This window comes from Paenibacillus sp. P4_A9, assembly GCF_056402415.1.
Window position 1 is genome coordinate 1 of sequence record NZ_JBFUHL010000204.1, and the last position, 1,457, is coordinate 1,457.

General features: G+C 46.4%; 2 protein-coding genes. Both read left to right on the top strand.

The annotated features are described in order from the left end of the window. Window positions 1-1,023: putative PEP-binding protein (locus AC1DVJ_RS30945; RefSeq protein WP_477596758.1), on the top strand; the 1,023-nt coding region annotated here is incomplete at its 5' end. A 13-nt stretch (window positions 1,024-1,036) separates the two neighbouring features. After that, window positions 1,037-1,457: kinase/pyrophosphorylase (locus tag AC1DVJ_RS30950; RefSeq protein WP_477596760.1), on the top strand; the 421-nt coding region annotated here is incomplete at its 3' end.

The window sequence follows — 1,457 nt, forward strand, 5'->3', positions numbered from 1 at the left end:
GGCATTGGGTTATGCCGAACAGAGCATATGTTTTTCTCACCCGCTCGTCTGCCTGTCGTTCAACGAATGATTTTGGCGGAAGATAAGCAGGAACGGTTGAAGGCACTTTCGCAGCTACTTCCTATGCAGCAGTCCGATTTTGAAGGAATGTTCGAGGAAATGGAGGGGCTACCAGTGACGATTAGGTTACTTGATCCTCCCCTGCATGAGTTTCTGCCTAACCTCGAAGAACTACAGAAACGACATGCTCAACTGACCTATGAGAAAGCGGGGTCAGACGAGGAGAGAGAAGAGGTCGCGAACCTACTGCGTAAAGTACAAACGCTCCACGAAACGAATCCAATGCTAGGCCAACGGGGCTGCAGACTAGGAATTGTTTTTCCAGAAATTTATGATATGCAGATTGAGGCCATTTTCCGTGCGGCTTCACGATGTATCGATAGAGGCATCCAAGTTCTTCCCGAAATTATGATTCCACTCGTTGGTCACGCCAATGAGCTTAAAATTCTGAGAGAGCTTGTTGATTTCGTTGCTCAGCAAGTATTGGGAATAGAGAAACTTCGAGATTGTCCGTATAAAGTTGGAACCATGATTGAAGTACCGCGTGCAGCACTTACAGCGCGCCAGATTGTAGCTCATGCTGATTTCTTCTCGTTTGGCACGAATGATTTAACACAAATGACGTTCGGATACAGCCGTGATGATGCGGAAGGGAAATTCCTTACCCACTATGTTGATCAGAAGCTTCTGCCGCATAATCCGTTTCAAGTGCTCGATACGGAAGGAGTCGGACAATTAATAGAGATAGCAGTGAATACGGGGCGGCTTGTTAAACCGTCTTTAAAGACGGGCATATGCGGAGAACATGGCGGAGATAAAGAGTCGATTTTCTTTTGCCATTTGACTGGATTGGACTATGTGAGCTGTTCGCCATACCGAATTCCTTTGGCTCGAATTGCCGCAGCGCAAGCGTTTATCCTTCATGGTGTTAGTGGAGAAAGTAACATAGCTATAGCGAATTAGGAGGAATTCAGGGGTGGAGGAGAAAGTCCGTACGATCTTCGTTTGTTCGGACTCGATTGGGGAAACGGCAAATTCCGTCGTTCAAGCGACGATTCGTCAGTTCAATGCCAGTCAAGTTCATGTAAAGCGCTTTGGAACCATGCGTTCGGAGCAAGAAATTCAATTGATGATGGAGGAAGCTTCCAGAGTAGATGGTTTTGTAGTCTACACACTTGTTCTTCCGGAATTAAGAGAGATGATGCGGCAAGAAGCCATTCGTTTAAACGTGACCAGTATAGACGTCCTAGGTCCTGTGATGCAAGCCTTCATAGATAATTTTCACGATTCTCCCAAGAGACAGGCGGGCTTGCTGCACCAGATGGATGAAGATTATTATAAGCGGGTCGAGGCCATTGAGTTTGCAGTAAAATGCGATGATGGCAAAGATACAAGTG